Origin of the sequence: Enterobacter cloacae complex sp. 2024EL-00711 (genome assembly GCF_047529885.1) — a bacterium.
Lineage (GTDB): Bacteria > Pseudomonadota > Gammaproteobacteria > Enterobacterales > Enterobacteriaceae > Enterobacter > Enterobacter ludwigii.
On record NZ_JBLIZC010000001.1, the window covers coordinates 27,146 to 53,047 of the forward strand.

Here is a 25,902-nt window from a genome sequence, read left to right on the forward strand (position 1 = left end):
CCGGGGGAGAACAGGGGACTGTATTTACCGCCAAAGTGGGACGTAAGGCGGATTTTTGGGGCAGGATACGCCCCGGTTAAGGAGCGTCTGTGGCGGGATTATTTCTGTATCAAATAACGAATGGTTGGCCCATCCTGTTGAATGTCCAGCACGGTGTAACCGTGGTTTTTAGCATCCAGAGGAATGTTGTTGATAGACTGCGGGCAGTCGCTCACCACCTCCAGAATTTCCCCTTTCCTGAGCTGAGGCAGGGCTTCCAGCGTAGCGACAGCGGGATAAGGGCAGGGTTCGCCCACCATATCCAGACGATAGTCAGGCACGATCTCTTTCATGCGGCATTCTCCTGCGTTTCATTTTTGACAGCGGCACGGCGGAAGAACCGTTTCTCCTGCGCAATCACCAGTAAAAAAGCGACCAGCAGCAGGGCGTACGTCACTAACAGGCCACCGAGCGGGCCGAACGTGCTGAGCAGGTTGACCTTATCCCAGTTTGTCGCGAGGACAGGAGAAAGGGAATCCCAGTAGTACGCAAGGAGAGTTGACCCGAGCACGTTCCCCAGGCCAACCCACCAGTAATGCACCTGACCTTCAACGGCGCGGTACATCCAACCGGTTTCACAACCGCCAGCCAGCACAATCCCGAAGCCAAACAGCAGGCCGCCAATCACCGCATTCGGGCCGGCCCACATGATTTTCGGTTCAACACCTAACTGAACATAGCTGAAGATGCCGATAGCACTCACCGCCATCCCGGCAATAATCGCTTTTGCCATCATTGTCCGCCCGGTGATCCACATATCGCGAAACGCTGAAGTAAAGCAGATCTGCGCGCGTTCAATAAGCAAACCAAAGCCCACGCCAAACAGCATTGCCAGACCCAGTTTAGGTTGATTGAGCGCTGTACACAGTGCCCATGCCACCATGGCGAAAAAGACCAGCATCCCCAGGCGGAAACGACGGTGTGCCTGAGCCGGTTTTTGCGTCAGCGGCGATGCGGCGCTGACCTTAACCATCCTGACGGGAATACGGAACAGCGGCAAAAGGGTAAATTTTGCGCCAAAGTAAGAACCGATGGCGGTAGCGACGGCAAAGAACCAGGCATGTAGCGAAAACTGTGGGATACCGGTAAAGAAGGCGGCAAGGTTACAGCCCATCGCCAGGCGCGCACCGAAACCGGCAATCATGCCGCCGATGACCGCCTGTACGATGCGGATCCGACTTTTTGGCATTCTCAGCTTAACGTTGTTTGCCCACAGCGCGGCGGCAAAACAGCCGCCGAACATGCCGATGATCATCATCCCGTCGATGCGGGTCAGCGGAGTGCCTTCCAGATGAATGAGCTTAAAGTAACCCCACTCTTCAGCATGCACACCGACAAGCTGCAGCAGCTGTCCACCCCAGCGGGTAAACTCGCCGGTTACAGCCCAGAACGTACCGGTAATGCCGAAATAGTAAGTAGACAGGATCCCCGCTGCGATAACGGCGGGTACAGGTGACCAGAACTTAACCAGGTAAGTCTGTTTGAAGTATTGCCATGACATGAGTAAGCCTCTGAACTCAGAAGGTATATTTGGATTTAACGGGCTGGAATATATAACTTTTTTTCTTTCTCCAAAACCTCTCCAAAACTTTTCTCCAAAATACCTACCTTTTTTATGACCTCCATCATCAAATCTTCCTGATATCTCCTGGCAATCACTCACCCGGCTGCAAAATATTCACTCTTTTCGCGGCTCCTCACGCAGAATACGCGAGCGGCAGACATCCAGAATTTCGTCAGCGAGCGCAGAATTATCCGGGCAGGCACGGGACAACACCAGAGCACCGACAAGATGTGCAAAGGTGTCTATCAGGTCAGCACGTGAGACATTTTCGTCGCTTAACATTGCCAACTGGCGTTCAACCCCAGCCGCAAATGTCTCTTTGATGGACTCGGACTGACGGGCGGTGTCGGTGCCCAGGGCAGACATCACACAACCCCTGGCCATATCATCGCGATGCTGTCGGGAGAGGTAATATTCAATGAATTTTTCTCGGTCCACACCCGCCAGGTTTTCCGCGGCGTGTACAAAACCACAGTTCATGGCTTCTGACATCAGGTCAGCCTTTGAACCAAAGTGCTTATAAAACCCGCCGTGGGTTAAACCCGCCGCAGACATCAGCTCCGCCACGCCCACGCCGTCATAGCCGCGCTCACGAAAAAGTTCTGATGCCGTTTCAACAATGCGCATCCGGTTTTCCCGAACCTGCTCTTTTGACACTTTCATGCGTTCCCGCCCCCTTACAAAACAAGGCTCAATTATACATTGATGATGATCATAATCAAACCAGTTGACTTTATAGATTATGATCATCATCATTAAATCCATGTTCCCGACGGTGCTTCGCAGAGTTATGCGCGCTCCGTCAGTCTGACTGAGATCAGCAAAGAGAGCCGGACATATCCCCGGATTTACCTGCATCGAACAGTGCAGATTCTGTTCAACATTGAATAAAGAAGATCACATATGACGAAAACTTCAGTTCTCATTACAGGCGCATCGACGGGTATTGGTGCTGTTTATGCGCAAAGATTTGCGAACCGTGGACATGACCTGGTTCTGGTTGCCCGCGATAAAACAAAATTAGACGCACTCGCCGAGCATCTGCGACAGGAGAAGGGCGTTTCTGTAGATGTACTGCCAGCCGATCTCACTCAGGCAGCGGATTTAGCGACGGTGGAAGCTCGTCTTCGTGATGACGAAAAAATAGGGGTGCTGATTAACAACGCGGGCATGGCACAGTCGGGCAATTTTACCGGCCAGACGCCTGAGGCAATTGAGCGTCTTATCGCCCTGAACGTCACTGCGCTGACGAGGCTTGCGAGTGCCGCGGCGCCACGGTTTGTCAAAACCGGAGAAGGCGCAATCGTCAATATCAGCTCCGTCGTTGGGCTCGCCCCGGAATTTGCCATGACGGTTTACGGTGCCACCAAAGCCTTTGTGCTTTTCCTGTCGCAGGGATTGCATATTGAGCTGTCCTCCGCGGGCGTTTACGTCCAGGCAGTACTTCCGGCCGGCACTTACACCGAAATCTGGGAGCGTGCAGGTATTGATATCACTAAGGCGCCCGAGATGATGGAAGTGGGTCAGTTAGTTGACGCAGCCCTGGCCGGCTTTGATCGTCGCGAACTCGTCACCATCCCTCCTTTACAAAATGCTGCCCACTGGGATGACCTGGAGAAGGCGCGTCAGGCTCTGCTGGCGGATATCAATCAGGCTAAAGCGGCAGAACGGTACACAGTGTAGTCACGGGGATTTGGCATAACCCTATGCCGCGTTGTTTCCCTGCAGCGTGTTGTTGCGCTGCAGGGTGAGCAGGACTCCATCAAGAGAGCGTAGTGAGAATGACAAAAAAACGTGTAGCACTGGTGACCGGAGCTTCTTCGGGGATCGGTGAGGCGTCGGCTAAAAAACTGCTGGCCGCGGGGTATACGGTCTATGGCACCAGCCGGCGCGGTGCGCAGGCAGGTACACATCCCTTTGCGTTATTAACGCTTGATGTGACGGACGATGCGTCCGTGAGCGCCGCCATTGAGGCGTTACTGCACCTGGAAGGGCGGATAGATTTGCTGGTGAATAATGCGGGCTTTGGGGTTGCTCCTGCGGCCGCGGAAGAAAGTTCGATTGATCAGGCCAGGCGTATTTTCGACACCAACTTTCTTGGCCTGGTCAGAATGACGCGGGCAGTGATCCCGCACATGCGCCGTCAGGGCAGTGGCCGCATCATCAACATTGGTTCGATATTAGGGATTGTCCCGCTACCGTACGTGGCACTGTATGCAGCCAGTAAGCATGCGGTTGAAGGGTATACGGGCGCGCTGGACCATGAACTGCGCACACAGGGTATCAGGGTTTCCGTGATCGAGCCGGCCTATATAAAGACACAGTTCGACGCAAACAATTTAGAACCTGACGCGAAGCTAGAAGAATATGAACCGCTCCGGGCTAAGCTGAACAACGTCGTCAGCAAGGCAATGGACGAGGCGGAACGTCCGGAAGTGGTGGCTGATGTGGTGCTAAAGGCTGCCCAGTCTTTACGGCCTAAGGTGCGTTATACGGCGGGCACGCTGGCGGGGAAACTGAATTTTATTCGCCGCTTTGCGCCTGCTTCACTTCTGGACAAGGTAGTACGCAACAGTCTTCAGCTCGACGCGAAAGAATAAGAATATGAAATTTTCTCAACTGGCTATTCTGACTACCGGGTTGTTTTTCATCCTGACGGCGATATGGATGTTCTTCCCGCAACTGCTGTTAACGCAGTGGGGAATCACGCCGACACCGGGAACTGATGTGCTCGGCCATCGCTCTGCCGCCCTGTACGCGGGCCTGGGGGTGATGTGTTTATTCGCCAGGCACGCAGAGCCCTCGCTGGCACGCTATGCCCTGGCAGCAGGAATCGGTACGTTATGTTTGATTTTAGCCGCGTCCGGCGTTGTTGAGTGGTATGCAGGACACGTTAATGGGCAGATCGTTATTGCAGTATTTATCGAGCTATTCCTGGGTATCGCTTTTTTACTCAGCAACAGCGTTGGTAAGAAACATGCCACCGGCAAACCCGGCAGAGTAAAAGACAAATGAATAAGAAGACGATGAAAGCATTTACGTTTAAACGCTATGGTAAATCCCCTGAACTGGGATTCGACGACATAGATTTTCCGTCCCCTGGTGATGATGAAATTCTAGTCAAAGTGTATGCAGTAGGTCTGAACCCGATCGATAACATGATCCCGACCGGCATGTTCAAACGTGTTCTGCATTTCAGTCTCCCCGCGACGTTGGGCAGTGACGTGTCCGGCGTTGTCGTTGCCACAGGACGCCGCGTGACGCGTTTCAACGCAGGCGATGAGGTGTTTGCCAGTATTTTTGACAGGGGAACGGGTTCGCTTGCTGAATTTGTGCGGGTGCCAGAAAACCTTGCAGCGTTAAAACCCGCCACTCTGGATTTCGTACAGGCAGCGTCGCTTCCGATGGTCGGTCTCACCTCCTGGCAAGCGCTGACGGAACGCGCGAAGCTGCGAGCGGGGCAGAAAGTATTTATCCCGGCCGGCTCCGGTGGAATTGGCAGTTTTGCTATCCAACTGGCAAAACACCTTGGCGCAACGGTAGGGACGACAACCAGCACCGCCAACATTGACTGGGTGAGCCGCCTTGGTGCAGATGAGGTGGTTGACTATAAAAAGCAGGAATTCGAAAAAGTGCTGAGCGGCTACGATATTGTCCTCGGGACTATCAGAGGTGACGCGATTGAGAAATCCACCCAAATCCTTAAACCGGGAGGGAAGATAGTTTCCCTGATCGGGCCGTTAGATACGGCTTTCGCACGGGAAAGACACCTCAATGTTTTCCTGCGTTTTGTATTAGGACTGTTGAGCCGCAAAATCATGCGACTGTCAAAAAAACGAGGATTAACCTATTCGTTTCTCTTTGTCCGCCCTGATGGCAGCCAGCTTAGCCAAATCGCTGAACTCATGGACGCTCAACGCATCAAGCCTGTTATCGACAACGTTTTCCCCTTTGCCGAAACTGGCGACGCCTTCGCCTATCTGGCTCGCGGGCATGCAAAGGGGAAAGTGGTGGTTAAAATTCATGAGTGATAGAGACGAAGGCTTGCCTCTGCGCTAAGCATAAATGACCAGGGTTATCGCCTCAGGGAAGAGGTATTGTCACTATCACCGTTCGTATCAGTTATAGCCTTCCGTCTTCATCGCATAATGCGGCCAGATATCAGGATCGTGCCCGGGAATAATTTCCGCATTATGCATCTGGGTAACCACTCTTAGTTTTGCCACCGATCGTGCCACCTCACTGGCCGATGTCATCAAGCCAGGCAGGGCTTTATCCTGAAAATGGTCAAGCGTATAGGCAGCATCTATCGCCAGGGTGAACGATTTTCCACTCGGCAGGGAGACGACAAAAGATTGATGACCCGGGGAGTCGCCTGGTGTGTAAATAATTTTCAGAACGCCGTCGCCATACAGATCAAAACCGTCATCGGCATCTCCTGCCAGAAACTGCCATTTGAGACCTTCGCGATGAAAATCTTTCCGACAGTAGGCCCCGGCGGTAAACCAGTCCGGTGAAAAGGCATAGTCGTACTCAGCACGTTGCACAAGATGAGTGGCTTCAGGAAAGCGGCCAATCGCGCCGGTATGGTCAGAGTGGAGGTGGGAGAGTAAAACATAACGCACCGATTCTGGCCTTATTCCGAGCTTCGCCAGTTGTCTTCTACAGCCCTGGTTTGTATCCATGATGGGTTGAAACTGGTCAACAGTCGGTCCCCAGTAGGCGCGGGGATCCTTCAGCCCTTCCACCGCAAGACCACCGTCAATAACAACATTTCCCTGCGGATGCGTCAGTAAAAACCAGGGGACAGGTATAATGTAGTCGGAGCCTTCACCCTGATTCATCCTGATATCGTGATATTTACAACGCTGATAGCCCGACTGGAACATATAAAGCCTGATATCTGACATGCTTCTTTTCCCGTAAAAAATGAAATGTTCTGTACGCCATAGCTACAACAGCCGTGGACGCACAGATTTTCATTAACAGAAGGGCCTGGCAGTAGAGGGGCGGGACCACTTTCATTTATCGGTTTTACCAATATAATCGGTGAATGGATTTACTTACGGCAATGCGTATTTTCATTCGGGTGGTTGAGCGCGGAAGCATGTCTGCCGCTGCGCGCGATCTCGGCATCGGACAGCCGGCGGTCAGTGAAAGGATAGAGCGTCTGGAAGCTCATCTTAATACCCGCCTGCTGCGACGTCATACGCGCCGAATGTCTCTCACCAATAGCGGGACGCTGTTCTATGAACGGAGCAAAAGCGCCGTTGCAGCGGCTGACCATGCGCTGGCAATCGTGGATAATGGTGAAGCAATTAGTGGAACCCTGCGCATTGCCGCACCCTATGGAGCCGGGGAAGAGTTACTTATGCCCGCCCTGCTTAAACTGCAATTGGCCTATCCGGGCATAAACATAGATCTGGTGCTCAGTGACAGAGTGACGGACCCGGTCACCGAAGGTGTGGATATCTCGCTACGTCTTGGTGAGGCGGGGGAAGGATATTATGTTGCCCGCCCGTTGGGGAAAATTGAGCGGTTGCTGGTGGCCTCTCCCGAATATTTGCAGCGTTATGATATGCCCCGTACACCGGGTGAGCTCGCCCGACATGCGTTTGCTCGTGTTTCGGGCCTGTTTATGAATAACCATGTGACGCTGATCGCGCCTGACAACGCGTTACTCACCGTCCCTGTGAGAATAACATTCACTTCCAGCCACTGACGGCCGTTACGTACTGTGCTTCTGGCAGGAAGGGCAATCGGGGTATTGCAGTCTCCGGTTTGCCAACAGGAGATTGCCGACGGGCATCTCGTACCTGTGTTACCCGACTACCTTGTTCCTTCATTCCCTGCATATCTACTTTATCCCCCGGCTAATATCATCTCCGCTGAAACACGAGCATGTGTCGCTTTCCTTGAAAACGAACTTCGCACAAGCCTTACGCGCTCGGTAACAAAAGGGCAGCTATAGTTCTCAAACTCGAATATGAGGCTGTTAAATAAACGGTTGAACAAAATTTCTTGCCTGCCTGAGGTACACCCCGGTTAATGGCTTGCCCAGTCGAGCATGCGTCATTCGCTGCTACGGCGCGGCAACTCTCCGGAAGCTAAATATTCTGCGCGGGTTTGAAACTACTGCAGTGACGTCTTCCCCCACTGCCTGACGTGTTCAATCAGAGCCCGCAGCTTGGGGGCCATATTTCGACGTTGCGGGAAGTACAGATAAAACCCTGGAAAAGGTGGAAGAAAATCATCCAGTAATGAAACAAGCTGTCCTTTTTCAATAAATGGCCTGAATGTTTCATAGGTTGCAAAGGTAATTCCTCCCCCCGCAAGCGCGAGCCTGAGCATGAGACGGAGATCGTTGGTGGTGATATGCGGTTCAACCGCCACGTCGAAAGGTATTCCCGCTTCCTCAAATTCCCAGCGATAGGGCGCGACGTCTGGCGATGGGCGCCAGCCGATACAGCGATGGCGGATAAGCTCTCGCGGATGGCGCGGTGCGCTGTGGGCCGCCAGATACGTTGGTGATGCCACCACCACTTCCCGTTGCTGTCCCGTCAGAGGGACAGCAATCATGTCTTTTTCGATCACGTCACCGAGCCTTACGCCGGCATCATAGCCCGCTGCCACAATATCAAATTCGTCATCCGACACGACGATATCGATGGTGACTGCAGGGTTAGCGGCTGCAAAGGACGCGAGCAGAGGGCCTGAAAGAAATTCTTCTGCAATTGAGGTGACAGCAATTTTCAGATGCCCTCGCGGCCCGTTGTCAGAGAGAACGTCTTCGCACGCCGCGTCAATCGTTGATAGCGGTACGGACAACGATTTTCGCAGCCGTTCTCCCGCTTCAGTCAGGTTTACCGAACGCGTGGTGCGCATGACAAGCAGGGTCCCGAACGTATCCTCCAGGCGTCTGATCCCCTGGCTGACCGCCGATCGCGTCACGCCAAGACGTTCGGCGGCAGCGCTGAAGCTACGTTCCTCTGCGACAGCCAGAAACAGAGGTAAAAGATTAAGGTCGATTTTCATTGTTTAGGTTTGCTAACCAGTGTGTACATCAGTGGCAGGATACACGAAACAATACCCTCGTTCTATTATCCCTCTGAACTCAACTGAAGGAGTAAATCATGGATAAAGTCATCTTGATCACCGGTGCATCCAGCGGTATCGGAGAGGGTATTGCACGAGAGCTTGGCAATGCAGGCGCGAAGTTGTTACTTGGGGCACGCAGGAAAGATCGTATAGAAGCTATCGCTGCAGAAATCCGCAGTACAGGCGGGCATGCTGAAGCCTGCGAGCTGGATGTCACAAATCGCCAGTCGATGTCTGATTTCGTGCAGGCGGCACTGACTACGTGGGGGCGTATTGACGTTCTGATCAACAACGCGGGAATAATGCCCCTTTCTCCGCTGGCAGCGGGTAAATATGATGAATGGGAACGTACCATTGATGTGAATATCAAGGGCGTACTATGGGGGATTGGCGCCGTGCTTCCCACCATGGAAGCGCAGGGCTCCGGTCAGATAATCAATATTGGCTCTATCGGCGCGCTCTCTGTGGTGCCGACAGCCGCCGTCTATTGCGCCACAAAGTTCGCCGTTCGGGCGATTTCAGATGGCTTGCGACAGGAAAGTGCCAGCATCCGTGTCACCTGCGTCAACCCCGGTGTGGTGGAAAGCGAACTTGCCTCGACCATTACTCATCCGGAAACGCAGGCGGCAATGGAGGTATACCGTTCCATTGCACTCCAGCCGGCTGATATTGCCCGCGCTGTTCGGCAAGTGATTGAAGCGCCTGAAAATGTTGATACAACAGAAATCACGATTCGACCTACCGCGTCTGCGAACTGAACTGGCTAACGCATATTCACCACGAAAGCTGCCTGTAAGGCAGCTTTTTTTTGTCGCGTCACAGAGTGCAGGGTGAAAATTGTATGTGTATTGAAAAGGTCATAACGCGGACCAGACAACCGGTTTGGCCCGCATGACAAACTTACCACTGCTGCTCTGTGGGCATGATGAACAATTCTGCCACGTCGACATGGTCCGGCGCGCGCAGCACATAAAGGATGGAATCAGCAATATCCTCTGACTTCAGGAACGTCATGTGTTCCTTCAGGTTTTCCATCTGTGCACGGTAGTTTTCGTCAGTAATGTGCTCGAATAATTCACTTTCAACCGCGCCTGGCTGAAGTGAGGTTACGCGAATATTGTATTGAGACGAAAGTTCCATGCGTAATACATCTGAAAATGCGGCTACCGCATGTTTCGTCGCGCAATATACCCCGAGTCCAGCGAACGTTTTTCTGCCCGCAATCGAGGACGTATTGATGATATGCCCTGACTTTTGCGCTTGCATCACAGGGAGTACCGCGGCAACCGTGTTCATTAAGCCCTTAATATTGACATCAACCATACGATGCCACTCCTCCAGTTTGAGACTGGCGATGTCTGAAATGGGCATGAGTCCGGCATTGTTGAAGGCGATATCAATGTGGCCATAGGCGTCGTGCAGTTTCTTCACGCCGTCGAAGACTGACGCCTGGTCAGTCACATCCATTTCCAGCGCAATGGCTTCTCCGTCGAAGGCCTTGATTTCTGACACCAGCGCCTGGAGACGATCCCGGCGGCGGGCCGCGAGTCCCACTTTGACCCCCTCTCTGGCCAATTTAATGGCGGTGGCTGCGCCGATACCGCTTGATGCACCGGTCACGATGGCTGATTTACCGTTGAGTTCCATGATTGATCCTCTTATGCGTTTGTTTCAGCGCTTCAGCAAAGAACATCTGAAGTTCGGGTCAATCATGTCTGCAAAAGGCACTCTCTTCGCGCGGTGGTTTGCTCACACTGTCGGTGTTTTGCTACGCATATTTTCGTGGCGATACTGAGAGGGCGAAATACCGGTGTGCTTGCGGAATATGGCAGCAAAATGGCTGGGGCTGTTGTAGCCCACGGTCAGGGCAATGCTGATCATCGAATCCTCTGTCTCGGACAACAGGCGGCGCGCCTCTTCCATTCGCAAGCGGATAAAATAATGGGAAGGCGAAAGCCCGGTAGACTGTTTAAAGACCCGGCTGAAATGGAATTCGCTAAGCTCGGCAAGGCCAGCCAGACGTGCTAAGTCGAAGGGGAGAGCCAGCTCTTCATGCATCGCCTTAAATACCCGGTGTAATTTATATGCCTGCAACCCGCCGTGGTGTCGCTTTGCCGATGTCCGGTAAGCACGGGAGAGATGTACGGCAAGGGCTTGAGCGATACCCTGGATGTAAGGTCCACTGGGTGGGTGCTGAAAATAAAGCTCTGCGCGCATAAGTTCCAGCAGGGCTGACAGTGTTTCATCGCGTTCGCCCGACACTTCCCGCAGCTCAATATCCTGCATCAAGGACACACCAATATTGGTGTGATGTCGGCTAAGACGTGGCGTTTGGGTGACATGGGGGCAAAACATGCATTCTTGCGTGCGGGCTTCGGTTGGGGTTATATGCCTTTGCCTATGGTTGAGGACGATCTTGCTAATGGCAGACTGGTTATCCTGAACCTGGAGATGCAACCCGATGTTGGCCCTGGTTTTTCCATGCATGCGGTACATATGACGCAATATCCTCCAGGGCCAGCCGGACGCTGGTTTATTAATAAGCTTAAAACGCAGTAAACCAGGTTATCTGGCGGTCAGAGCACCAGATAACCGATATCCTGCATCAGAATGTATAAAATGCCCCGACGGTAAAGAGAAGATATTCATCCTTTTGCACAATGGGGCTGCTGCTTACACGGTCTGCAAGCGTGATATACCCTAAATCCGCATAGCCGGACCAGTTATCATTAAATGTGTGTTGCCAGTTAATATCGTAATTCACACTGTTTAATCCGCTACCCGCGTTGAAAGGCCTATATCCGGAATGGGTACTTTGATTTTCATTCACCCCAAACCAGGTATTATTATACCGTGCGTCGCCGTATTTTCTTTCGGTACTGATTAGCAGAGTATCTGTGTCGTTAGCAAAAAGAACGACATTAAGTTTAATTTTATATTGCATTCCCTGGCTTTCAGTCAGCGGTGCCGTAATATTTCCCTCAAAGCCTATCCAGGGTGCTATCCACCATCCTGCCGTGGTGGTGGTATTCATTACGGTATTAATCTTACCCATACCTTTAAGTTTATCAGAACCTTCCTGAAGCCAGGCGTTTCCGCTATCCGTGCGGCCAAGGGAATACCCCAGAGCTTGCCCCAGGTAAACGCCATTACTGAACTGATGGGAATAGACAATGCCTTTGTCGGTATTGACGGACCAGTCATCGTAAGTCCATCCGAAATACGGCAGCGTATTGACATCATATTTATTCGAGCCGGTATATTCAGGCGCATATTGTGAACCCACGCCAATCGTGACATAAGATGCTTTTTTATCTGATGATGCCTGTGAAGCGAACGATGCTGCGATGAGTGTTACTAAGGCGATTTTTATTTCCTTCATAAAACTTCCTGAATGAATTATGCTTATATCTATGAATTGCGGAGTATGCGGGCGGTCAATCAATATTCCTGCAAGATTTAATCAAGATTCCATCAAGGTGCGAATGTGAAACGTGTTTTAATTATTGAAGACGATTTGGATGCCGCGAATGTGCTTGAGGCTTACCTTAAGCGCGATCAGTTTCAGACCTCTTCGGCCAGCAGCGGTAACCGGGGGCTCGAACTGGCATTCAGCTGGAAGCCCGACATTATTTTGCTGGATGTGATGTTACCCGGCATGAGCGGGAACGATGTTCTGCTGGCCCTGCGCCGGCGCAGTGATATTCCCGTGATTATGATCACCGCCATCCGCGACGGCAGCGACAAAATCAGTGCCCTGCGATTTGGCGCGGATGACTATGTGGTGAAGCCCTATAACCCGGGTGAGGTGGTCGCCAGAGTCCATGCTGTACTCCGTCGTTATTCCGGCGAGCGCAGCAGCACGCTTATTGAGTACCGGGGACTGCAGGCAGATACAGAGTCCATGACGGTAAGCGTTGAGAGCGATAACGGGCAACGGACAGCGCTGGATTTAACGCCGACGGAACTGCTGCTGCTGATGACATTTCTTAAGTCACCGAATAAGGCTTTCACCCGTCAGGCGCTTCTTGAAGCGTGTCTCCCAGAAAGTGAAGCCCTGGAGCGCGTTGTGGACACGCATATCTATAACTTGCGAAAAAAACTCGAGTCAGCGGGGCAGACTGATTTGCTGATAAACGTACGAGGGATCGGTTACCGATTTGCAAATGCATGAAAAAGTTTACGTTATCTCCACGAGGCGAACCGAGTACGCTGTGGAACTGGATATGCAAGCGGCTGATATCTCTGGCAGTCGGAAGTATTATTCTTATCGCCTTTTTTATGTGGGTGCGATTTTTTGTTGAAAACAAATGGCACGCCTACCGGATGCCAGAGGCCGTCAGGGCTGAACTCTCAGTTCTGAGCAAGCACCCTGAACAGAACATCAACCGCTATCATGAAATTATCGACACCTGGTATGGGCTGTCCTACTCAGATCCGACGATGGGGATTAAGGACTGGGTGATTCTTGGCATCCTGGTTCTGATATTCATACCGATTATTTTTATGCTTACGCTGAAAACAGCGCGCCCCATATCCCATCATATTAGCCGGCTTGCCGGTGCGGCACGGTCTGTTGCTGAAGGCGGGTTTGGGACCCGTGTGCCCGTCCCGGACAATCTGCCGCTTGAATTGCGTAGCCTCAGCGAGAACTTTAACGGGATGTCGATGCAGCTGGAACGCTACGAGAAAGATTTGAAAAAATCGCATGTGATCATGGCACATGAATTGCGCTCGCCGCTGACGGCTGCCATCGGTCGTCTGCAGGGCATTATGGACGGCGTATTTGAACCCAGTCAGGCCCAGTTGAACATGATCATGCAGCAGATGAATGATTTAAACAGACTGGTTGACGATCTGCATCTGTTAAAACTGGCTGATGCCAACCAGTTGAATTTGAGCCTGGTATCAACCAGCCTGGACCAGATAATCCGTGAGAAAGTGGCATGGACGATGCCTTCAGCCCAAAGGGTGGGAGTGAACATTATCTACCATGAGGGGGAATCTGTGACCTGTCGGGTTGATCCGTACCGGATAGGCCAGGTCTTTTTGATCCTGATGGACAATGCTCTGCGTTACGCTGCGGAAGGGGGCATCCTGGATATTCGTTATCATGTCAGCGATAAAAAGGTATCCGTTATTTTCCGCGACAACGGTCCGGCAGTCCCGGACGCACTGCTTGAAACCATATTTTCACCGTTTGTGCGTGAGGAGCAGTCTCGTTCACGACATACCGGTGGATCCGGCCTTGGGCTCTCTATTGCCAGAGCGATATGCGAGGCGCATCGCGGTACTGTCTTTGCAGAACGGAATGCCAGCGGAGGGCTATCGTTCACGATGACGATACCGCTAAGCGAAAAGGAACAGCATTGACGGTTCCTTAACAAAGGGTGAACTGAATCTTGTAAAAATTGAGTTTAAATACATGGTAAACGGGGGTTTACCATGTCACCTGAATTACTTCTCTCACTGCTTTCTGCCTTTCGTAAAATGGTACGATGTGGTTGTTTTTTACTGTACATCGCACCGGTGATTGTCATATTTCAGATTATCATTATTGTTTTATTGGATGCGCCGAAAGGAGATAAATAATTGTTAAGGGCAGGGCGGCGAATACAGTTCAAAGAACCAATGATTTACCTGTAGGCCGGGTTTCGGCCCAAAGCAGTTTATAGTCCCATTTTTTATCGTACAATCCGATTGAAAATTGCATTGCCTTATTTTCATCGCGACACACTTCTCGTGCATCAACAATATTTTTCCACATGAGCAGACTTCCTGGGCTGAATGCGGTGATCGACGGGTCAATCCCACCGTTAGGAACATCAAAATACAGGCTTTTTTCACTACGGGCACACAGTACGAGATCTATCGCAACGGGGGCACCTTCAAAGAAAAGTACATTGCCGGTGACCATATGTGGCAGGGCGGTTAACAGTTCAGTGATGTTTTTCCTGTTATAGCATCTGACGCTGTCAGCAAAACGCAGCCTGAAGAGATGCACGTAAATATCAGCAATATCCGCCGGTGACATCTCTCTGAGCGGTATGCATTCTCCGCCCGCAGCCAGCATTTTTTTTAGCTCTCCATTTCTTTTTTTCACCGTTTTACCTGAGAAAGACGTTTTAATCAGGCAAACCTTACGTTTTTCACGAAAAGCATAGGTGGCATTTATTATATTCCCACGCAGCGATGAAGACAGCCGGTTTGTTTTTACTGGCAGAACGATTTTTTGATCGGCAGCCATGGGGATAATAATTTCATCATAAGATACCGGGTAATCGCGCCAGACATTCAGGCCGAAGGTATTTTCATCACTGGTAAAGTACGCTGCGGTGATCTCGCCATCGCGTCGGTAATGCCAGAATGCGAAATCTTTTTCCTTCTTCTGCATAAAGAAATTGATAATGTCGGGGTGAGTATTAACACTGCCGCCGTACTTATAATAAGCCGCCTGGTAATGCGTGAAGTGTGAACGTTCCCATCCAAAAAGCGAATGTCTGAAGCCCATTATTGTTTCTCCTTGCAATCTCATCAGAGGGCGCTGTCAGCCCCGGGCAGTTCTGTCTGAACAGGCTGATTATCCCGACCGTTAATCAATAAACGGTCAAGGCAAAATCAAGATTGCTGCAATCTTCGTTGGCGGAGTTAATTTTGCCTGTCTCAGGAAATATCTGCTTACATTCCAGCTAACGCTATGCTCTTTACATTGACACTAGTGTCAATGTTGTAGAGTGCATCTATGACGAGGAGAAAGGTATGCGACCATCTGAACTGGCGGCGCTCACTGGCGTCAGCACCCGAGTGCTAAGACATTATGAAGCTAAAGGACTGATTGTTTCTCAGCGGTTGGACAACGGTTATCGGAATTACGACGCGAAAGACGTCGAGAAAGTGAGATGGATAATCTCGCTTTTAAAATGTGGGTTCAGTACCCGACAGATTGCAGAGCTGGAAAAGTTTTCTCAGGTAAGCGACATGGATGATGCACGTTTTATCCAGTGTCTGGCCCAGCACAGAGAAAAACTTCGGGCACTGGACACGCTTATCGAATTACTTAATGAACGCAGAAATACACTTGCCACGCGTATTCACGCTTACGAGTGATCGCTCTGTCTGAGCAGTAATAACAGGAAATATCATCATGAAACAGTTAGACAATAAAGTCGCGTTAATTACCGGAGGCAGTAGCGGTATCGGACTGGCCACGGCTAAACGGTTTAGTGAAGAAGGTGCAAAGGTGATTATCACTGGCAGGAATGCAGAAACCCTGCAGCAGGCGATGAATGAACTCGGTGACGATAATGCACTGTCAATACAACACGATATCGGTGACATACGAAGCCATGAAAACCTCTTTCGTATTATTAACGAAAAGTACGGCAAGCTGGATGTGATGTTTGCAAATGCCGGCGTTATTGTGCTTTCCGATTTCCCGGCCTCCACCGAAGATGATTTTAATACTCAGTTTGATATCAACGTAAAAGGGACGTTTTTCGCCGTGCAACAGGCCCTCCCGTTAATGTCCGACGGTGGTTCGATAATATTAACGTCCTCCATTGCGCATTATAAAGGGTTCGATGGACACACTATCTATGCCGCCTCAAAAGCCGCGCTGCGATCTTTTGCCCGCAGCTGGACGACCGACCTTAAAGGCCGTGGGATCCGCGTGAATTGCCTGAGCCCAGGACCCGTCGCCACACCGATTATCAGTAAAATGGGCGTTTCCCTGAGCGATCGCGAGATTTTTGACGCCAGCATCGCAAGTCGTATTCCGTTAGGTCGTTTAGGCAAACCTGACGAGGTGGCCGCGGCAGCGCTGTTTCTTGCATCGGATGAAAGCAGTTTTATTTCGGGTATCGACCTGTCTGTCGATGGCGGGATGGGGCAAATTTAGCGGCGCGCGCAGCGCTGATAAAAAAACATCAAATTTGATTAAAGCACATCAATTTTGCTAGAGCAGGCAGGTTTGACTTTCACTACTCTTGGTGCGGTAACGACATTTTCATCATCCGCTGTTAACAGGTATCGCTATGAAAAAACGTATTATTATTGCCGGTTCGGGTTTTGCAGGTATGTGGGCCGCCATTTCAGCAGCAAGGCTGGTACATATGGAAAAGGCAAATGGTCGGATTGAGATTTTTTTGGTTTCTCCGGAACCCGCATTAACCATTCGTCCAAGATTGTATGAAGCCGTACTGGAAAATATGGCACCCTCTATTCTGCATGTTCTTAAGGCTGCGGGTGTGCACTATATTGCCGGTTATGTCACCGATATTGACGCAGAAAATAAAACTATCTCGGTAAAAAAAGAGAGTGGCGAAACCTCGGTTAATTTTGACAGTTTTGTACTGGCCACCGGAAGCCAGGCATTTCACCCAGAACTGCCGGGGATCACGGAATACAGTTTTGATGTGAACTCATTGAATGCTGCTCATGAACTGGAGCAACACCTCATGTCGTTAGCTTCAGAGCCTTATTCTCCCGCACGAAATACTGTTGTTGTCGCCGGTGGGGGCCTGACCGGGCTTGAGACCGCCACTGAAATGCCGGAACGCCTCAGAGACCTCTTGGGTTCGGAGCGCCATTTGCAGGTTATTATTGTGGACAGTTCGAACAAAATTGGTCAGGCGATGGGCGAGGATGCCTGTGAGATCATCAATCAGGCGCTGGCCAGTAATGGCGTGACTGTTCGAACGGGCGTCAGAGTGCGCGCAATCAATGCTGAGGGGGTAATGCTTTCGGACGATGAATTTATCCCCAGCAAAACGGTGATATGGACGGCGGGAATGCGGGCCAGCGCGTTAGCCGGGCTCATCCCGGGCGACCACGATAATCTGGGCCGTGTTATTGGGGATGCGTATCTGCGGGCACCTGCCGCCAGGGGTATCTTCGTTACCGGCGATACCGTAAAAGTTCATACGGATGATGAAGGTAATTATAACGTCATGTCCTGCCAGCATGCGATGAGCCTGGGGCGCGTCGCCGGTCATAACGCGGCAGCAGAAATACTGGGATTACCGCTGCATCCTTACAGCCAGCCAAAATATGTTACCTGTCTTGATCTGGGCAAATGGGGGGCGGTCTACACGGAAGGCTGGGATCATCAGGTTATGTACCAGGGCATGGAAGCGAAAAAAATAAAGCAGAAAATTAATACTCAGTGGATTTATCCGCCAGAACCCGACAGAGAGAAAATGTTTTCTGTTGCTAACCCTGATTATATTATTGTTCCGTAACAGGGCATCTCTGTTGATGCTGCCTGGCGGCTGGCAGCATCAACGCGTGTTCTTTTTTTCACGCCATTGACCGGGGGTCAAGCCTGTAATTTTTCTGAAGGCCTGGGTAAATGCATTTTGCGAGCCATAGCCGCTTTCAATGGCAATTTCTGTAATCAGTTTATCGGTGTGTTGTAACTCGTGGAAAGCGCGTTCCATTACGCGCTGCTTAAGCCACCCGTACGGGGTTAAGCCGGTACTGTTTTTAAAGGCACGGCAGAAATGAGCTGAGGAAACTCCCAGCTCAAAAGCCAGTGATTTAATTGTGACATCACCTATGGGGCTGTTATCCAGTTTTTCCAGCGCCATTTTTAATGCGCGCGAAGACAATACTCCTTGCGACTGACCTGCGACTGTCAGCGTGTTGGGGTGGTTTTTTATTAACTGTAATATTAATGACAGTGTTAAGTGCTCGCAGAGCAGTTGGTTAATTTTGTTATTGTCCGAAATGATTTCCGCAACGGCCAGCGTAATTTTTGATGCCGTCTCATCAAAATGCGCTGTGCGTAAGAGTAACTCAGCAGTGGGTATCTCCATTTGATTCAGAAGATCGGCGAAAATATTATCAGGAATATATAAATGCATAACATCTACAAGACCAGCAATATCCCAGCGAGACGTACTTCCCTGAGGAATTGTCGTGATGGCGCCTTTCCGGATCGTGTTTTTAACGATTTTATTTTCTGTTTTTCGCTCAACACGTTGCATATGTCCAACGTGAGCAATAATCACATGTTGATCAAGTGGCGGGATAGTTTCATGTAATGGCCCATGCGGCCAGTGATAACAGCGAATTTGCAGCGCATCTCCACTGTCTATGCCTAATTCAGGTCGGTTCTTTAATACCTGAGCCATTTTATGAACGGCATCGTCAAGAGGAATGTCATGATTTTTCATGAGTATACCTGTTAATAACAGTGGGCATCATAAGAGTATAGCGATGTTTTAACCCTGTTTCATTGTGTTCTGTCTGCATGTTTATTTTTGATGATGGGAAATAACAGAGGGGAAAAAAGTCATTTCTACGGTGTGTATACCCTTAAATCGATTAATTATGTTGTCCGGAGGAAATATGGCGATATCTAAGAATGATGCAGCGTCGTTAGCACCTGTTAATGGTACCTCGCATGTGGAAGCCGTTTATGAAAAGGTGCCATCACGTTATGCACTACAGGTCGGTAAGATTGATGTTCTGGTGATCAGTGACGGCGTGTTGTCATTACCTGGACCCATGTTGGGTCATAACGCGGAGGGCTCCGAACGTACCCACTGGTTTGAAGATAAGTTTCTGCCTGCCGATTTTCTCGACTGGGCATTAAATGTGGTTCTCGTGCATAGCGGTGACCGGACGATCCTGGTTGATGCAGGGATGGGGGAGGCTTTCCCTGATTTACCCCGCGCCGGGCGAACGGTTAACCGCCTGGCGTCAGCGGGGATAGATCTTGCCAGCGTCACGGATGTGATTATCACACATCTGCATATGGATCACGTTGGTGGGCTGCTTATTGAGGGTGTGAAAGCGCGCATGCGGTCAGACCTTCGCATTCATGTCGCTGCTGCTGAGGTGGAATTTTGGCGTGACCCCGATTTTTCACAGGTATCCATGCCGCCTGGTTTCCCGGAAGCACTCCGCCAAACCGCTACCCAGTTTTTGCAAGCGTACCAGACTCAACTGCACACATTCGAAGAGGAATACGAGGTTGCACCCGGCGTGCGTGTCGTTCGTACAGGCGGGCATACTCCCGGACACAGCGTGGTAAGGCTGGCCTCTGAGGGGGAACGACTCACCTTTGCCGGCGATGCTATTTTCCAGGTTGGGTTTGAACATCCTGACTGGTTCAATGGTTTCGACCATTATCCCGAAGAAGCGGCACAGTTTCGCATTCGTCTGCTGCAGGAACTGGCAGATAACAGGGAGTCATTGATCGCTACTCATCTCTCATTCCCGTCTGTCTGCCATGTTGCTGTCGATGGCGATACGTTCCGTTGCATTCCGGGTCCCTGGGATTATTAAGAATACCGCTGACGTCATTTTCACGGATACCGGCAGGAACATAAGAGGCATTACTTATACGGCCATCCCTCAAGCGAGGGATGGCGTTCAGGGGGGAGAGAGATGTTTACTTCGCCGCTTCCTCAATAAGTGTGGCAACGTCCTGCGGATGAGAAACCATCACGACATGGGATGCGCCCTTGATCACCACGGTGTGTTTTGAGCCCGCGCGTTCAGCCATGAATCGCAAACCCTGGGCGGGGATATTTTTGTCGCCGTCACCGTAAATGAAGTAAGAGGGCAGTTTTTTCCAGGCAGGCGCACCTGACTTTTCAGTTAAAGCCGCTTCGGTAATCGGTCTTTGCCCTGCGGCCATCAGCGCCGCCTCTTTAGCTGAAACGTCATGTGCGAATTGCTGGTGGAACTTCGCCTGGTCGATGGAGAGATCGACGCTACCATCAGCCAGCTTCACCGGTGCGGCGAGCGCCTGGCCAAGCGTGCCGCCAGGGAATTTTCCGGCCAGGTCGGCCGCCGCTTCACCGGCATCCGGAGCAAATGCGGCGACATACACCAGCGATTTCACATTGTTTGTATCACGGGCCGTGTTCGTAATGACCTGGCCACCATAGGAATGGCCGACAAGGACGACCGGCCCCTTAATATTGTTCACCACGGAAGAGACGTAAGCCGCATCAGTCGAAACACTGCGCAGCGGATTCGCCGCAGCGACGACGTTATACCCGTCCTTTTGCAGGATTTGGGTAACGCCATTCCAGCTAGAAGAGTCGGCAAAGGCACCATGAACCAGGACAACAGTCGGCTTAGTGGTTTCTGCGATAGCGCTGGCAGACAGCAAAACGGTGGCAACGGCAAGGGAGGCAGCAAATTTGGACATGATCGTTCCTCTTTTCAATTCAGTTTAAAGGCTATGCGTATGATAGTTGCGGCCTGTCTGGAACAGGCCACCTTGTTAGCTGCGAATAAAGGCCAGTACGTCAGCGTTAAAGCGATCGGCTTCTGTCTCCGCCAGTCCATGTGAACCGCCGGCATATATCGTCAGCGTTGCATTCGCGACGATCTCAGCGGCGCGGTGTGCAGATGCCTTAATGGGGACAATCTGATCGTCGTCGCCATGAATAATCAGAGTAGGGCGATCAATCTGTTGCAGGTCGTGTGTGTAATCGACTTCAGAGAACTCATGGATGCAGTCATATTGCCCCTTAATACCGCCCTGCAGGCCGATTCTGCGGAAGTTTTCCCGCAACCCGTCATTGGTGGGGACATGGTCACGGTTGAAGCCATAGAACGGAACCGTCAGGTCGAAGTAAAACTGTGAGCGGTTTTTGGCCGTGCCTTCGCGGATGGCATCAAACACCTCCATCGGGGTGCCGTCAGGATTGGCATCCGTCCGGAGCATCAGAGGAGGGACAGCGCCGACCAGAACGACTTTAGCCACACGTGAGGTACCATGACGACCGATATAATGAGCAACTTCGCCGCCCCCTGTTGAGTGACCCACTAAAATCAGATCCTTCAGATCCAGCGCCTCAATCAGCTCAGCGAGATCGTCCGCATACTGATCCATATTGTTGCCGTGGAAAGTCTGGTCCGAACGCCCGTGGCTGCGACGGTCGTGTGCGATGACCCGGAAACCCTTCTGGCTGAAAAACAGCATCTGCTGATCCCAGGCATCAGACGATAACGGCCATCCATGAGCGAAGAGGATAGGCTGACCTGAACCCCAGTCTTTGTAGAAAATGCCTGTTCCGTCTGTGGTGGTGAAAGTTGTCATTTCGTTCTCCTGTCATGTGTTGTGCTATTAGTTTGTGTGCGACTTATTTGTGTGCAAATGAATATGGCAGCCCTTTTTGCCTTTGTCAATCGCTTGCAATTAAATCGTATGCAAATTATTTTAGGGGGACTGGAGGACATATGACTAAACACACTACTTCCGAGGATTCCCTGCCCGATGTGCACGGTATGCTCTGTTTCTCTCTTTACTCAGCGGGACATGCTTTTACCCAGCTCTATCGTCCCATGCTCGATAAGCTTGGCCTGACCTATCCTCAGTATCTGGTGATGGTCACCTTGTGGAATCAGGATGGGCGAACAGTGAAGGAACTGAGTGGAATTCTTTTTCTTGAGTCCAGCACGCTGACCCCTTTACTGAAGCGGCTGGAGACTGCGGGGTTGATCACCCGGACACGCAATCCGAAGGATGAGCGCGAAGTGCTTATCCACCTAACGGAGAAGGGTGAGGCGCTGAAAAGCGAGACCAGCACTATCACGCGCTGTATTGTGGATACCCTTGGGATGGACGCCGACATCATTGCTGACATCAAAGCATCAGTTGATAAGATCCGTGACAAGATCCACCGTGCGCAGAAACCGGACGCCGATGACCTATCCTGATTGAGGCGGATTCGGGTTCCTGATAAGTGTACGTCTGGTGACTGACAAGACAGGTACCGGGGAGTAACTTTGCTTTAACTGCCGGGGTGGGCGGATGCAATGTCCGCTGCGCCCCGAAGCGACTCTTCAACAGCGTTCATGCACTGCTGTAAAGAATATTGACTTACCCATTGTTGTTTATTCACTGGCGGTTCAGTTTTGGCAATAACACAAAAAGCAAAAATGACAGTAAGAACATGGCGGTGACTGACATGGCAAGAGGGGTGAGCCCACCCGTAATAAAATGTCCAGTTATGAGTGACCCCAGCGCAGTCGTTATGAAGGTGAGGAAAATCATAAGCGCAGATCCTCTGGCATCATTACTGCCTGCAGAAACGATACCCCTGTAGAAGGCGACGGGGCCCCTTAACCCCAGCGCAAAACCCATTGGCGTAAAGAGTATGGTCATAACAAAAGCCCGGCTTCCGTTCAGGAAACCATATCCCGATAGCGCGAAGGCGCTGAGCAATGCCATAAGCGTGCCGGCAAGAATTACTTTTTCATGGCTAAAACGTTCAGCCAACCCCGGAGAAATGTTGGCGGCGATGATGTAACCTCCTACGTTCAACATTTGCATAAGGATGAAGTCATTCAGGTTCCCGCCCATGGAAAGGATAATGACGCTTGGTGCTCCGAATACGAACGTTATCAGACCGCCAACGGCCAAAGCCTGGCTCAATGCATAGCGAAGATAAACAGCATTTTTCAATAATTGTACGTACGTTCCAGGCGTGTGCTGGCCTGGGTTTCGTTCTGGTCCCTTTGCAAACCTTATCATTACAGCTAAAGCCATCGTCAGTACGCCCAGAGAGATAAACGTGATTCTCCAGTTAAAGAACTGCAGGATAAGTGTACCTACTACAGGGGCTATCGCCGGAACTAATGCCTGTATGCTCCCTAACAATCCAATTGCCCGGGCTGCCTTCCGATGAGGAAACAAACCTCTAATAAATCCAGGGATGAAAACTGATGCTGCAGCAGAAGCCATCCCTTGTGTAAATCGTAATATTAAAAGAAGTGTTATTTCTGGAGCGTACGCGCAACCAAAAGAAGTTAGTGAAAATAAAAGTAGCGCAAAGAAGAGCATCCTGATTTTGCTGAAGCGATCGGCCAGGTTACCAAATAGTAATAAACCACAGGCATTACCTGCTACATATATGGAGAGTATCCTTTGTGATATCTCCGATGAGGTATTAAAGACTGTAGCAAAAAGTGGAATAGCAGGCAAAACCATATCGGTGCCGGCGGCGGTAGACATCGCACAGAGTATTAGATACAAAAATGTGGTCATGTTATTTCATATTCGATGTAATGAGCGCTCATGCCTGTTGTTTAAATGTATGTCTGGGATTATCACCCCGTAAGATTGGCTTTGAGTTGTTTCTTCAGCGGTAGCGAGGGAAAACATGCGTCAATAGCATTGATATTGCAAACCAGAAATTCTTCTGTGTCCCATCCAAAAACATGATGTAATAGTTGATATTCTTTATCCAGTGAGGTGTTGGCAACGGTTCTGGCATCAGTATTAATGCTTAATGAAATGCCTTCACGAAAAAGCGCATTAACAGGGTGCTCTTCAATGGAAGGATAAATATTACAGACAATGTTACAACCCGGGCAAATCTCCAGATGGATATGCTCTTCAAGCAACCGATCTAGTGTCGCTCTGTCAGCAATGCTTCTGACGCCATGTCCGATGCGAGAAACTTTCAGTTTATTAAGCGTTTCATTTACGCTGACGAAATCCTTAGCCTCTCCTGCATGTGCGATACAGTTGCCTCCATGCTGGCGTACATAATTAAACGCCTCAACATGGTTATCCAGCGGGTAGCGGGCTTCATCAGCTGCAAGGTCAAGCGCGACAACCCCATAATGCAGGTATTTTGTCACCAGTCTTGCCGTCTCAAGGCTCTGTTCTGCCGTAAAATGACGCAGTGTACATAATATTAAATTGGCTTTGATATCAAAAATATGGCTATTTATCTGCATGGCATCCAGGACGGTTTCAATGACCTCTTCAGCCGTAAGATATTGATTAAGATGTAAGAGTGGCGCAAAGCGTAACTCAGCATAAATTACCCCATCAGCATGGAGTTGATCAAACATGTCTTCGACGGCCTGACGTAATGCAGTGTGGGTTTGTAATAAGCTCAGCTGCGGAGAAATTCTTCTTAAAAAATCTCCCAGGTCAGTACATTGACTCGGTGCGATAAAATTCGACTGAAATACTTTAAGATTCAGTGCAGGCATCAGCATTTTTGCGCAATGATAGCTAATACAAGTATCCAAATGAACGTGAAGCTCAATTTTCGGAATCCTTCGGGAATTAAAATACATCTAAAGTTCCTCTATACATCATTGCGGAGTCTGCGAGTAACGAGAATAATTTCTCTTTGAACATACCACTTTTTATTTTAAGTATAATTCTGGCATTAGGTGCTTTCCCTGTAAGGTTTGTCGCATCGATAACATAATGTCCATACGATGACTCACATTTGTACTCCACCCAGGAATAACGGGAAAACGCCTCCTCAACAATATCAGGAAAAAGCGCTACTGCCATGGTGGTGGGGTCTGGCAAATCAAAACCCTTGCGTACCGTTCGGCCTGCATTAAACTCCATCAAAGATTTGTTGCATCTTACGGCGAACTGACCCAAGGGGCTCAGTTGATTGAGGTATGCTATATCATCTTCATTAATGAAAGCTTCTCCCATGCCTATTTCCCACCCAACGACTGTCATAGGGAGCCCTGATTGCATCACTATATTTGCGGCTTCCGCATCAACAAAAAAATTGAACTCAGCCAGAGGCGTGATATTTCCCGAAGTAAGGCCGGCACCGCCCATGATATAAACATGTTTAATTTTTTTCGCAAGCGTTGGTTCCTTCAGTACTGCCATTGCCAGATTAGTCAGAGGTCCCAGGGTAACGATCTCAAGTTCACCTTTGAATTTTTCTGCATAAAGAAGAATCGCATCTACCGCATGAAGTGATTCCGACTTTAGGGTGGTGGGGGGATTTTCCATATTACCCATACCATCTTTGCCATGAATATGGTGAGAAGTGAAGTGGGTTTTAAAAAGCGGCTTTGTCTTTCCGGAAAATACAGGAGGAGCATATGTTCCGGCTTTTTCAATACTCACTAATGCGTTTTGAACACACTGTTCGATCTCACAGTTACCAACGACTACTGTTATTGCTTCAACCCTAACGGTACGCTCTCTGAGTGCCATCACAATAGCGACTGCGTCATCAGAAGCGGTATCAGTATCAATAAGTAATTTTCTCATAGTATTTCTCTCAGTAAGGAAGCTTGTCACGAGATAAGATGACGAACAATGCATCCAAAAAAAAGGACATCTATCTCTTTTTAGTGGACATGCCAGTCGGTCTCGCTTCAATAACGATTAGTATTTTGAGCGCTAACTTCGCTAAGATATTTGTGAAAAAATCGTGTGCCATAGTTTTTATATATGG

General features: G+C 50.2%; 28 protein-coding genes and 1 pseudogene. 14 read left to right on the forward strand and 15 right to left on the reverse strand.

What is annotated here, in order from left to right; genetic code table 11:
- Positions 1 to 98: 98 nt before the first annotated feature.
- From yedF to ACMVME_RS00170, 3 genes are all read right to left on the reverse strand, one after another.
- Positions 99 to 332: a sulfurtransferase-like selenium metabolism protein YedF gene (gene yedF / locus ACMVME_RS00160; RefSeq protein ID WP_014170428.1), complete on the reverse strand. Its 234-nt coding sequence runs from the start codon at positions 330 to 332 to the stop codon at positions 99 to 101.
- On the reverse strand, positions 329 to 1,540 hold the full coding sequence (gene yedE / locus ACMVME_RS00165) for a selenium metabolism membrane protein YedE/FdhT (protein WP_068794699.1): 1,212 nt from the start codon (positions 1,538 to 1,540) through the stop codon (positions 329 to 331). Before yedE ends, yedF begins: the two co-directional genes overlap by 4 nt.
- A 177-nt stretch (positions 1,541 to 1,717) precedes the next feature.
- The gene (locus ACMVME_RS00170; RefSeq protein ID WP_032681991.1) at positions 1,718 to 2,266 is read right to left on the reverse strand and encodes a TetR/AcrR family transcriptional regulator; all 549 of its coding nucleotides are present in this window, start codon (positions 2,264 to 2,266) and stop codon (positions 1,718 to 1,720) included.
- A 240-nt stretch (positions 2,267 to 2,506) separates the two neighbouring features.
- On the opposite strand from ACMVME_RS00170, the gene ACMVME_RS00175 reads away from it, so the two are divergent.
- The 4 genes from ACMVME_RS00175 to ACMVME_RS00190 all read left to right on the forward strand — a co-directional run bounded on the left by ACMVME_RS00175 (position 2,507) and on the right by ACMVME_RS00190 (position 5,634).
- Positions 2,507 to 3,286, forward strand: a complete 780-nt coding sequence (locus ACMVME_RS00175) for an SDR family NAD(P)-dependent oxidoreductase (RefSeq protein ID WP_251858739.1) — start codon at positions 2,507 to 2,509, stop codon at positions 3,284 to 3,286.
- A gap of 98 nt (positions 3,287 to 3,384) precedes the next feature.
- Complete coding sequence (locus tag ACMVME_RS00180; RefSeq protein WP_251858738.1) at positions 3,385 to 4,203, forward strand: oxidoreductase; 819 nt, start codon at positions 3,385 to 3,387, stop codon at positions 4,201 to 4,203.
- Positions 4,204 to 4,207: 4 nt separating this feature from the next.
- Entirely contained in the window at positions 4,208 to 4,618 is a 411-nt protein-coding gene (locus ACMVME_RS00185) for a hypothetical protein (protein ID WP_251858737.1), read from the forward strand.
- Positions 4,615 to 5,634, forward strand: coding sequence for an NADP-dependent oxidoreductase (locus tag ACMVME_RS00190; RefSeq protein ID WP_251858736.1), 1,020 nt, complete (start codon positions 4,615 to 4,617; stop codon positions 5,632 to 5,634). Before ACMVME_RS00185 ends, ACMVME_RS00190 begins: the two co-directional genes overlap by 4 nt.
- An 87-nt stretch (positions 5,635 to 5,721) precedes the next feature.
- On the opposite strand, the gene attM is transcribed toward ACMVME_RS00190, so the two are convergent.
- Positions 5,722 to 6,513 (reverse strand): AttM family quorum-quenching N-acyl homoserine lactonase, encoded by a 792-nt coding sequence (attM, locus tag ACMVME_RS00195; RefSeq protein ID WP_251858735.1) that lies wholly within the window; start codon positions 6,511 to 6,513, stop codon positions 5,722 to 5,724.
- Between the two features lie 161 nt (positions 6,514 to 6,674).
- Here attM and ACMVME_RS00200 point away from each other — a divergent pair.
- A pseudogene (locus ACMVME_RS00200) lies at positions 6,675 to 7,574 on the forward strand (LysR family transcriptional regulator).
- Between the two features lie 161 nt (positions 7,575 to 7,735).
- On the opposite strand, the gene ACMVME_RS00205 reads toward ACMVME_RS00200, so the two are convergent.
- Entirely contained in the window at positions 7,736 to 8,638 is a 903-nt protein-coding gene (locus tag ACMVME_RS00205) for a LysR family transcriptional regulator (protein WP_025203945.1), read from the reverse strand.
- Positions 8,639 to 8,736: 98 nt separating this feature from the next.
- Here ACMVME_RS00205 and ACMVME_RS00210 point away from each other — a divergent pair, with 98 nt between their 5' ends.
- Positions 8,737 to 9,459 carry an SDR family oxidoreductase gene (locus ACMVME_RS00210; protein WP_014170418.1) on the forward strand — a complete coding sequence of 241 codons (723 nt, stop codon included), beginning with the start codon at positions 8,737 to 8,739 and terminating at the stop codon, positions 9,457 to 9,459.
- A 142-nt stretch (positions 9,460 to 9,601) separates the two neighbouring features.
- Here ACMVME_RS00210 and ACMVME_RS00215 read toward each other — a convergent pair whose 3' ends face one another.
- Together ACMVME_RS00215 and ACMVME_RS00220 are read right to left on the reverse strand one after the other, a co-directional pair.
- Positions 9,602 to 10,348 (reverse strand): SDR family oxidoreductase, encoded by a 747-nt coding sequence (locus ACMVME_RS00215; RefSeq protein WP_251858734.1) that lies wholly within the window; start codon positions 10,346 to 10,348, stop codon positions 9,602 to 9,604.
- 102 nt (positions 10,349 to 10,450) lie between these two features.
- Positions 10,451 to 11,056: a helix-turn-helix domain-containing protein gene (locus tag ACMVME_RS00220; RefSeq protein ID WP_414743400.1), complete on the reverse strand. Its 606-nt coding sequence runs from the start codon at positions 11,054 to 11,056 to the stop codon at positions 10,451 to 10,453.
- Here ACMVME_RS00220 and ACMVME_RS00225 point away from each other — a divergent pair.
- The gene (locus tag ACMVME_RS00225; RefSeq protein WP_237765322.1) at positions 11,003 to 11,260 is read left to right on the forward strand and encodes a LysR substrate-binding domain-containing protein; all 258 of its coding nucleotides are present in this window, start codon (positions 11,003 to 11,005) and stop codon (positions 11,258 to 11,260) included. The two genes, ACMVME_RS00220 and ACMVME_RS00225, sit on opposite strands and share 54 nt — an antisense overlap.
- Before the next feature lie 46 nt (positions 11,261 to 11,306).
- Here ACMVME_RS00225 and ACMVME_RS00230 read toward each other — a convergent pair whose 3' ends face one another.
- The gene (locus tag ACMVME_RS00230; protein WP_068794692.1) at positions 11,307 to 12,083 is read right to left on the reverse strand and encodes a MipA/OmpV family protein; all 777 of its coding nucleotides are present in this window, start codon (positions 12,081 to 12,083) and stop codon (positions 11,307 to 11,309) included.
- Positions 12,084 to 12,188: 105 nt separating this feature from the next.
- On the opposite strand from ACMVME_RS00230, the gene ACMVME_RS00235 reads away from it, so the two are divergent.
- Together ACMVME_RS00235 and ACMVME_RS00240 are read left to right on the forward strand one after the other, a co-directional pair.
- Positions 12,189 to 12,875 carry a response regulator gene (locus ACMVME_RS00235; protein WP_047356792.1) on the forward strand — a complete coding sequence of 229 codons (687 nt, stop codon included), beginning with the start codon at positions 12,189 to 12,191 and terminating at the stop codon, positions 12,873 to 12,875.
- Positions 12,872 to 14,074 (forward strand): sensor histidine kinase, encoded by a 1,203-nt coding sequence (locus tag ACMVME_RS00240; protein ID WP_044868160.1) that lies wholly within the window; start codon positions 12,872 to 12,874, stop codon positions 14,072 to 14,074. The genes ACMVME_RS00235 and ACMVME_RS00240 overlap by 4 nt, the downstream gene beginning before the upstream one ends.
- 247 nt (positions 14,075 to 14,321) lie before the next feature.
- On the opposite strand, the gene ACMVME_RS00245 is transcribed toward ACMVME_RS00240, so the two are convergent.
- Positions 14,322 to 15,212, reverse strand: a complete 891-nt coding sequence (locus ACMVME_RS00245) for a GNAT family N-acetyltransferase (protein WP_251858733.1) — start codon at positions 15,210 to 15,212, stop codon at positions 14,322 to 14,324.
- 248 nt (positions 15,213 to 15,460) lie between these two features.
- On the opposite strand from ACMVME_RS00245, the gene ACMVME_RS00250 reads away from it, so the two are divergent.
- The 3 genes from ACMVME_RS00250 to ACMVME_RS00260 all read left to right on the forward strand — a co-directional run bounded on the left by ACMVME_RS00250 (position 15,461) and on the right by ACMVME_RS00260 (position 17,940).
- Complete coding sequence (locus tag ACMVME_RS00250; RefSeq protein WP_020882407.1) at positions 15,461 to 15,808, forward strand: MerR family transcriptional regulator; 348 nt, start codon at positions 15,461 to 15,463, stop codon at positions 15,806 to 15,808.
- Positions 15,809 to 15,845: 37 nt separating this feature from the next.
- Positions 15,846 to 16,598: a glucose 1-dehydrogenase gene (locus ACMVME_RS00255; RefSeq protein WP_251858732.1), complete on the forward strand. Its 753-nt coding sequence runs from the start codon at positions 15,846 to 15,848 to the stop codon at positions 16,596 to 16,598.
- 136 nt (positions 16,599 to 16,734) lie between these two features.
- A complete protein-coding gene (locus ACMVME_RS00260; RefSeq protein ID WP_414743334.1) occupies positions 16,735 to 17,940 on the forward strand; it encodes an NAD(P)/FAD-dependent oxidoreductase in 1,206 nt (401 codons plus the stop codon).
- 39 nt (positions 17,941 to 17,979) lie between these two features.
- On the opposite strand, the gene ACMVME_RS00265 is transcribed toward ACMVME_RS00260, so the two are convergent.
- Positions 17,980 to 18,876, reverse strand: coding sequence for a helix-turn-helix domain-containing protein (locus ACMVME_RS00265; RefSeq protein WP_251858730.1), 897 nt, complete (start codon positions 18,874 to 18,876; stop codon positions 17,980 to 17,982).
- A gap of 175 nt (positions 18,877 to 19,051) precedes the next feature.
- Between ACMVME_RS00265 and ACMVME_RS00270 the strand changes: the two genes are divergently transcribed.
- Positions 19,052 to 19,993, forward strand: coding sequence for an MBL fold metallo-hydrolase (locus tag ACMVME_RS00270; RefSeq protein WP_251858729.1), 942 nt, complete (start codon positions 19,052 to 19,054; stop codon positions 19,991 to 19,993).
- 106 nt (positions 19,994 to 20,099) lie between these two features.
- On the opposite strand, the gene ACMVME_RS00275 is transcribed toward ACMVME_RS00270, so the two are convergent.
- Both ACMVME_RS00275 and ACMVME_RS00280 read right to left on the reverse strand, forming a co-directional pair.
- Positions 20,100 to 20,867: an alpha/beta fold hydrolase gene (locus ACMVME_RS00275; RefSeq protein WP_251858728.1), complete on the reverse strand. Its 768-nt coding sequence runs from the start codon at positions 20,865 to 20,867 to the stop codon at positions 20,100 to 20,102.
- A gap of 75 nt (positions 20,868 to 20,942) precedes the next feature.
- Positions 20,943 to 21,764, reverse strand: coding sequence for an alpha/beta fold hydrolase (locus ACMVME_RS00280; protein WP_014170403.1), 822 nt, complete (start codon positions 21,762 to 21,764; stop codon positions 20,943 to 20,945).
- 140 nt (positions 21,765 to 21,904) lie between these two features.
- Here ACMVME_RS00280 and ACMVME_RS00285 point away from each other — a divergent pair, with 140 nt between their 5' ends.
- Positions 21,905 to 22,384: a MarR family winged helix-turn-helix transcriptional regulator gene (locus tag ACMVME_RS00285; protein WP_025203961.1), complete on the forward strand. Its 480-nt coding sequence runs from the start codon at positions 21,905 to 21,907 to the stop codon at positions 22,382 to 22,384.
- A gap of 181 nt (positions 22,385 to 22,565) precedes the next feature.
- On the opposite strand, the gene ACMVME_RS00290 is transcribed toward ACMVME_RS00285, so the two are convergent.
- The 3 genes from ACMVME_RS00290 to ACMVME_RS00300 all read right to left on the reverse strand — a co-directional run bounded on the left by ACMVME_RS00290 (position 22,566) and on the right by ACMVME_RS00300 (position 25,715).
- Positions 22,566 to 23,714, reverse strand: a complete 1,149-nt coding sequence (locus ACMVME_RS00290; protein ID WP_059306225.1) for an MFS transporter — start codon at positions 23,712 to 23,714, stop codon at positions 22,566 to 22,568.
- A gap of 62 nt (positions 23,715 to 23,776) precedes the next feature.
- Positions 23,777 to 24,760, reverse strand: coding sequence for an adenosine deaminase (gene add / locus ACMVME_RS00295; RefSeq protein WP_068794690.1), 984 nt, complete (start codon positions 24,758 to 24,760; stop codon positions 23,777 to 23,779).
- Positions 24,750 to 25,715 carry a nucleoside hydrolase gene (locus ACMVME_RS00300; protein WP_414743335.1) on the reverse strand — a complete coding sequence of 322 codons (966 nt, stop codon included), beginning with the start codon at positions 25,713 to 25,715 and terminating at the stop codon, positions 24,750 to 24,752. The genes add and ACMVME_RS00300 overlap by 11 nt, the downstream gene beginning before the upstream one ends.
- Positions 25,716 to 25,902: the final 187 nt, after the last annotated feature.